Source organism: Corallococcus llansteffanensis (assembly GCF_003612055.1).
GTDB lineage: Bacteria > Myxococcota > Myxococcia > Myxococcales > Myxococcaceae > Corallococcus > Corallococcus llansteffanensis.
The window spans coordinates 1-7133 of the sequence record NZ_RAWB01000515.1; the positions used below are offsets into that span (position 1 = coordinate 1).

At 69.5% G+C, this 7133-nt stretch carries 8 protein-coding genes; 7 read left to right on the plus strand and 1 reads right to left on the minus strand.

The window, feature by feature from the left end:
• Positions 1-366: 366 nt before the first annotated feature.
• Positions 367-828: a PaaI family thioesterase gene (locus tag D7V93_RS33695; RefSeq protein WP_120647283.1), complete on the minus strand. Its 462-nt coding sequence runs from the start codon at positions 826-828 to the stop codon at positions 367-369.
• Positions 829-1048: 220 nt separating this feature from the next.
• Here D7V93_RS33695 and D7V93_RS33700 point away from each other — a divergent pair, with 220 nt between their 5' ends.
• The 7 genes from D7V93_RS33700 (at position 1049) to D7V93_RS33730 (ending at position 7011) form a co-directional block, all read left to right on the plus strand.
• Positions 1049-1825: a zinc-dependent metalloprotease gene (locus D7V93_RS33700; protein ID WP_120647284.1), complete on the plus strand. Its 777-nt coding sequence runs from the start codon at positions 1049-1051 to the stop codon at positions 1823-1825.
• Between the two features lie 146 nt (positions 1826-1971).
• Positions 1972-3144, plus strand: a complete 1173-nt coding sequence (locus D7V93_RS33705; RefSeq protein ID WP_158623924.1) for a DUF3500 domain-containing protein — start codon at positions 1972-1974, stop codon at positions 3142-3144.
• Positions 3141-4427 carry a HupE/UreJ family protein gene (locus D7V93_RS33710; RefSeq protein WP_147451478.1) on the plus strand — a complete coding sequence of 429 codons (1287 nt, stop codon included), beginning with the start codon at positions 3141-3143 and terminating at the stop codon, positions 4425-4427. Before D7V93_RS33705 ends, D7V93_RS33710 begins: the two co-directional genes overlap by 4 nt.
• A 96-nt stretch (positions 4428-4523) precedes the next feature.
• Entirely contained in the window at positions 4524-4730 is a 207-nt protein-coding gene (locus D7V93_RS33715) for a helix-turn-helix domain-containing protein (protein ID WP_120647290.1), read from the plus strand.
• A 20-nt stretch (positions 4731-4750) separates the two neighbouring features.
• A complete protein-coding gene (locus D7V93_RS33720) occupies positions 4751-5257 on the plus strand; it encodes a Clp protease N-terminal domain-containing protein (protein ID WP_208723245.1) in 507 nt (168 codons plus the stop codon).
• 71 nt (positions 5258-5328) lie between these two features.
• Positions 5329-6420 carry a hypothetical protein gene (locus D7V93_RS33725; RefSeq protein ID WP_120647288.1) on the plus strand — a complete coding sequence of 364 codons (1092 nt, stop codon included), beginning with the start codon at positions 5329-5331 and terminating at the stop codon, positions 6418-6420.
• A 132-nt stretch (positions 6421-6552) separates the two neighbouring features.
• Complete coding sequence (locus tag D7V93_RS33730) at positions 6553-7011, plus strand: GyrI-like domain-containing protein (protein ID WP_158623925.1); 459 nt, start codon at positions 6553-6555, stop codon at positions 7009-7011.
• The last annotated feature ends 122 nt before the right edge of the window (positions 7012-7133 follow it).

The following is a 7133-nucleotide window of genomic DNA, read 5'->3' on the forward strand; positions in this document are numbered from 1 at the left end:
TCTCACGGGCTTCTCGTGAGCCCTGCGAGACTGGGGAACTCGGGCCGCTCGCGTCCGTGAGCGGGTTGACCCTGTGGGGCCGCATGTGCCCCCAGTGTGCCCCTCCAGCGGGGATGAGAACGGGACAAGACGGGGGAAGACGGGATGGAGCGGCACAACGAACCGACGTGAGCTCAAGGCGATAGTGGGTAACAGCGCGTCCTGCTTGGGGTTTCCTATCGCCTTGTCTGCGGTTTCGATTCCCGCCGCCTCCAATGACTCGACGCGCGCCTTGTTGCGGAAAGAGGACCTGCGCCGGGTGGCGGACACGCTGCGCGCGCTCGGTGAAGACGGGGGTTGCAGTCACCGCCGCGTTCAGGTCGTAGGCTAGGACTTGATGTCGTCGCGGCCGGCGACCGCCATCATCGTGGCGATCATCGTGGCGATCAGCTTCTCGCGGTCGCCCTCGACGGCGTAGCCCCGGCCTTCGACCACGCTGATCGTGCGACCCGACTTGACCACCGTGCCGACCAGGCGGAAGCGCTGACCCCGGGCCGGCGCGACGAAGTTGATCTTGTATTCAATGCTGAGCACGCCCACGTCCGCCGGCATCAGCGTGGAGGCGGCGTAGCCACAGGCCGAATCGAGCGCGGCCCCGATGATGCCCCCATGCAGGAAGCCGTGCTGCTGGGTGAGGTGCGCAGCCCAGGCCAGTTGCACCTCCACCTCGCCGGCCTCCACGCGCACGAGCTCCGCGCCAATGGTGCCCATCGCGGCCTGGAGGGCGAAGCTGGCACGCACGCGCTCGGCGTACGCGGGATCCGCGGGCTGGAAGCCGGTGGGCGGCATGGGGCGCTCGGGTGGGTGGTGAACCGACGTTGTCGACAACATCCATGCTACCGCCGGGGGTCTGTCGCGGGCAGCCGGTGCTGTCGTGTGTCATCAGACATTACCTGTTTGACACTCCTATCCAGTATCCTGGAATTTTCTTGTATCTTGGGTTTTTCGCGTAGAATATTCCAAGAAATCGAGAAGGACCGCCCCGGTCCTGGCGAGAGGGAGAACACCCATGTTCAAGAGTGCGGCAGTGCTCGTGGTGAGCTGTGGCGCGTTGTTGTCTGGCTGCGGTACCGACACCGATACGCAGCTCGCGGCCCAGGAGGAGATTGTCTCCAACCTGATCGAGGCCGGGTTCCCCGAGAACGACATCATGGTCGTCGACGGCGACGTGTACGTGGGGCGCGACGCTCACGTCACCCTCGAGGCGTCCCAGGAGATGATCCAGCCGGGCCATGAGACCTTGGAGCAGTACCGGACCACCAACCTCGTCGGCACCAGCGTGACGAAGATCTGCGTCAATCCCACGTCACAGTTCAACAGCTACACCCGGCTCAGCCAGGGGCTCGACCTGGCCATCGAGAACTACAACAGCCAGGGGCTCTCCTTCACCCTGGTGCGCGGACCGGCCACCGGCTGCAGCGCGAGCATCGCCGCGAGGACCACGTCCGGCGTGGGTGGCTCCTCGGGCTTCCCCAAGGGCGGCAAGCCCTACGGCACCATCAACATCGGCGTCGGGCTGCAGGACTACAGCGTCGACGTGAACGAGCACGTCATCACCCACGAGATCGGCCACACGATCGGCTTCCGCCACACGGACTACTACAACCGCGCCATCAGCTGCGGCAGCGGTGGCGACGAAGGCGCCTCCAACGTGGGCGCCATCCACATCCCCGGGACGCCGACCACGGCCACGGTGGGCGGGTCGGTCATGAACTCCTGCTTCCGTTCGAACGAGAGCGGCGAGTGGAGCAGCTCTGACCGCACCGCGCTGAGCGCCCTCTACTGAGACAAGTCGCTCCAGCCCCCGCTCCGTTCATGACGGAGCGGGGGCTTCAGGATTGCTTAAGGACTCAGCACTAGAAGCAGACCCTGGCGGACCCTTGCCAGGGGATGTGAATGCAACGACATGCTGTCAGATGGCTGTTTCTCGGAGTGAGCTGCTCATTCCTGGCCCTCAGCGCCTGCGATGGAGACCCGGACCCCAGTACGGATGGAGGGGCCACGACGGCGGACTGCTCGACCGCCACGACGCACATCGAGCAGGTGGTCTGCGCGTCCAATGCCTTCCTCGCCACGCTGACGGAAGACCAGCGCGCCTCGCTCGTCTCCGACTGGACGGACAACGTCGCGAAGACGTACTGGTCCAACCTGCCTGGCGTCACGCGCAATGGCCTGAAGTGGGGCACGTTGAGCGATGAGAGCAAGGAGGCAGAGCTGAAGCTCGCCGCCCTGGTCCTCACCCCCGAGGGCTACTCGGACATGACGGGGGTGTTCGCGGCGGATGACTACCTCGGCGCGCAGGATGGCGGCATGGGCGGTCCTCCCGGCGGCGATGGCGGCATGGGCGGCCCTCCTGGCGGTGACGGCGGCATGGGCGGCCCGCCCGGCGGCGACGGCGGCATGGGCGGCCTCGTGCTCGCCTACGGCGCGAGCAACTACGTCATCGCGTTCATCGGGACGCCGTCCACGACGGGCAACTGGATGCTCCAGATTGGCGGCCACCACCTGGCCTACAACGTGACGTACCTCAACGGCACGGGCTACCCGACACCCAATCACATCGGCGTCGAACCGAAGGGGGCCTTCACCGTGAACGGCGAGACCTACGCGCCGCTCGCGGACGACGGCGACGCGATGGTCGCCCTGTACAGCGCCCTGAGCGCCGAGCAGCTCGACGCCGCATACCTGCCGGGCACCTTCTCCGACGTCGTGCTCGGGCCCGTGGAGTTCGGGACCGGCAGCTATTCGAAGGTCGTCTTCCCGGCCCAGGCCGGCGTGCTCGTCTCCACGCTCTCCGCGAGCCAGCAGGCGCTGGTGACGGCGGCCATCCAGAAGTGGGTGCGCGACTTCGCGCCCGCCATCTCCGACCCGCTCGTGGCGGCGTACACGTCGCAGGAGTCCTACGCCCACACCTACGTGGCCTGGGCCGGCACGAAGTCCGCGGGCGTCAACGTGGACGTCAACGGCACGTACATGCGCATCGACGGGCCCCGCGTCTGGATTGAAGTGGCCTGCCAGGGGGGCGTCGTCATCCGGGGCCAGACGCACTACCACACCATCTACCGCGACAAGCAGACGGACTACGGGAACCAGCTCACGCCATGAGCACCGCCCTTGCCAGGAGAACGACGAAGGGTCGGGCATGGACGCTGGGCCTCGCCGTGCTCCTGGCGGGGACATCCGCCCGCGCGCACCTCGTGCGCGACACGGCCGTGCTCCTCGACCTCGGGGAGCATGCGGTGGAGGCCGAGCTCCAGCTCCCCCCGGACCAGCTCGCGCTCGCGCTGACCGGCTCCTTCGACGCGGTGCCCGCGGAGGTCCTCCGCGAGCGCGCCGCGCGGCTGCCGGCCTACGTCCGGGAGCACTTCGGCGCGAGCACGCCGGATGGCCGTCCCTTCCAGGTGGAGGTCGGCGCCGTGGGCGTGCAGCGCGTTCAGGACGGTGACTGCCTCGTCGCGCACGTCACGCTGCGCGCGCCCCCAGGCGCCTCGGCGCGCGCGTTCACGCTCACCGACACACTGGTGCTGCATCAGGTGATGAACCACCGCGCGCTCGTGTCAGTGCGGCGCGACTTCCACACCGGCCTCTTCGGCGAGGGTCAGGAGTTGGTGGGCGTGGTGAGCGCGCAGACGCCGTCGCTCCTCATCGACCGGACGCACGGCTCGTGGTGGACGGGCTTCCAGGCCGCCTTCCGCCTCGGCCTGCGCCACATCGCCGAGGGGACGGACCACCTGCTCTTCCTGCTCGTGCTGCTGCTGCCCGCGTCGCTGTGCGCGCGCGGGGGCCGCTGGCGGGAGCCGGACCGCCTGGGCTCGAGCCTCAAGCGCGTCCTCGGGGTGGTGACGGCCTTCACCGTGGGCCACTCGCTCACGCTGGCGGCCGCTACCGTGGGTGTCCTCCGCCTGCCGAGCCAGCCCGTGGAGGTGCTCATCGCGGTGAGCATCCTCGTGTCCGCCGTGCACGCGGGGCGCCCGCTCTTCCCGGGCCGGGAGCCGCTCGTGGCGGCCGCGTTCGGGCTCGTGCACGGGCTCGCGTTCGCGACGGTGCTGGCGGGGATGGGGTTGGATTCGGGGGCGCTGGCGCTGAGCATCCTGGGCTTCAACCTGGGCATCGAGGCGATGCAGGCCGCGGTGGTGCTGCTCGTCCTGCCCTGGCTCCTGCTGTGGAGCCGGGGGCGCGGCTTCACCGTGCTCCGCATCGGCGGCGCGGCGGTGGGAGGCGCCGCCGCGTGTGGCTGGGTGCTCGAGCGGGCCCTGGGTGTGGGCACGCCCCTGGGGCCGTGGGTCGAGGCCGCATCGCGGCATGCCTGGGTGGGGCTCGTCGTCCTCGCGGCCGTGGCGCTGGGGATGTCGCGGCGGGGAGGGCGCCGGGAGGTCCGCGCTGCTTGAAGTGCGCCACCGCCCACCGGAAGTGGGCTCGAACATGCCGCGCATGTCCATCAACCTGGGTTGACAACAGGAGTCCATCAACCTAGGTTGATGGACATGAAGGACCTGAAGGGAATCCCGGCCCCGGATGACCCCGAGGCGGCGCTGGCGGCGGTCGTCGCCATGCGCCGGCGAGCGACCCAGCTCGAGCTCGCGGCGGTGATCGAGGCCGTCCGCCAGGGCTGGACCTGGGCGCAGATCGGCGAGGCGCTTGGCATCAGCGCCCAGGCCGCACACAAGAAGTTCACCCCGCAGCTGCGCTGACCACCACCGAGGAGGACGTCATGGGGCTGTTGAACGCCGTGAGGGACCTGAGGACCATCCAGCAGTTGCTGACGAAGGCGGAGGCAGAGGCGCTGCGCGCCGGCGAGGAGCTGCCGGGCCCCGAGCACCTCCTGCTGTCGGCGCTCGAGCTTCCCGACGGAAGCGCGGTGCGCGCGTTCGAGCGCGTCGGGGCGGACAGCTCGGCGCTGCGCAAGGCGATCGAGGCCGCGCACCACAACGCGCTGGCCGCTGCCGGGCTCGCGGAGGACGACGATGGGGTGGAGGCGCCGGTGGAGCGTCGGCCCGCCCCTGGCGCCTTCCGGTCGACGCCGCAGGCGCAGCAGGTGTTCCAGCAGGCCGTCGCCCTCTCGAAGTCGACCCGCCCCTCGCGGCTGAGGAGCGCGCATGTCGTCGCGGCCGCATGCGCGCTCGAGCGCGGCACCGCGGTGCGTGCGCTGACGGCCCTGGGCGTCGACCGCGCACGGCTGAAGGCCGCCGCTTGCGCGGAGGTCGGCCTCCCGGGGTGAGGGAAATACGCGGGGACTTCCGTTGCAGGAATCGCGGCGATTCAACGCCGTCCTTTCCTGGAGCAGTCCCCGTGAAGCCGTCCTCGACCTCCCTCGCCCTTGCCCTCACCAGCGCCGCCTGGCTGCTGGGTGCGACCCCTGTCCTCGCACAATCGCCGGCGGCCTCCGGACCGCGTGAGATTGCGCGGGTCACCGGCGCCCGTGGCAACCACGTCGTCTGGCTCGAGAACGACGATGGCGTGGTGGACATCGCCGTCATGGCGACCTACCCGCAGCGCCCCCTCGTGGCCCCCCGCTTCCTCAAGAAGCACACGCCCGCGGAGGTGTTCCTCGCGCTGGCCCCTTCCCGGCAGGAGCTGCCGGCGGCGCTCGCCCGCGAGTCGCTCTTCGCGGTGGACGTCACCGCGCGCGAGCAGCTCCAGCGGGAGAACGCGGCCGCGCTCGCGGAGCTGCCCTCCGGGTTCGACTCCGGCGGACAGTCCATGGCCGCGGGCTGCACCACGTCCTTCCGGGCCTGGGTCGCCTCCGAGTATGGCGACGCCACGTGTGGTGATCCGAGCCAGGAGGTCATCAGCACCGCCCACCCGAGCGACACGTACTGCACCAGCGGGTGTGACTTCCCGCTCGGGACCCAGGATCGCGGCTCGTGTGAGCCCAAACTCCGGTCCTGCGACATCATCAAGGGAACGGCCACGGTGGTCCGGCTCCGCACGACCGACTGGTGGAATGGCGTCAACTTCAACCACCCGGGGCACGCCGCCCACTTCGGTGTCGCCAACTGCAGTGGCAACGGGCCCGTCACCTTCAACCGCGCTCGCGGCGCATCGGGCACCGTCACCGTGCAGGTGCCGGTCAACGGCATGCTCCACTACAAGCCGGGGACGGCGATCGTTCCCGCGAACGCCGCCAACTTCGTCGCCTATGGCTCGTGGAAGAAGGGCAAGACCGCGAGCGGTGACACGTATGTGGGCAACAGCATGTCCGTGGAGGCCAACGGTGGCCCCGACGACCGGGTGATTGCCTGCGGAGACATCTATACGGACTACACCCTGCAGGATGTCTCGTCGCCCACCTGCCACGGCTCCGACATCTCGCTCTGCAGTGGCGGCAACTGCACCAGCGCCTGCTTCTACTGCTCCGGCGGCAGCTGCCCCATCAACTGAGGCCGGCAATCCAGCCATCGCGGGGGGCCGGGCAGGCTTCGGGACGGCCCCGAAAAGAGCACGGGCCATCAAATGGGCTCCCGGCGCCCCCGCTACCTTCCTCCGCGTCGTCCCCCACGGAGGAGAGTCCAGATGCATGCGGAGTACCTGAAGCAGGACGAAGACGTCGTCATCATCGGCCCGGCGGTGCGCATGTCCCCGGAGCAGGCCGCCCGGGACATTCCCCTCTTCTGGCAGCGGTTCATGCAGGAGCACCTGCCCACGCTGGATCCGGCGCACGACATCTACGCCGTCTATTGCGACTACGAGCGTGACCACACCGGCCCCTACACGATGCTCCTCGGGACGCGAGCCGACGCGAAGGCGCCCGTCCCCGAGGGCCTGCGCAGGGCCGTCATCCCCCGCGGCGACTACGCGCGCTTCATCGCCAGGGGGGACCCGGCCCAGGCGCTCTGGCAGACCTGGTCCCATGTCTGGAATGCGTGGGAGCGGCGAGGAGAGCGCCGCTTCGCCGCCGACTTCGAGCGCTACGAGCGGGCCGCCATGGCCCGGGGCACCGTCGAGGCGGAGGTGGTGGTGGGCCTCTCCTAGAGCGCCGAACAGGTTAGGTCACGCCGCGCGCTGGTAACGCGCGGCGACCTCGAGGTTTTGGACGACCGCGAGTCGCCTGAGGTCAAAGAGGTTGCGGCGCGTGCCTCGGTAACGGCCCTTCG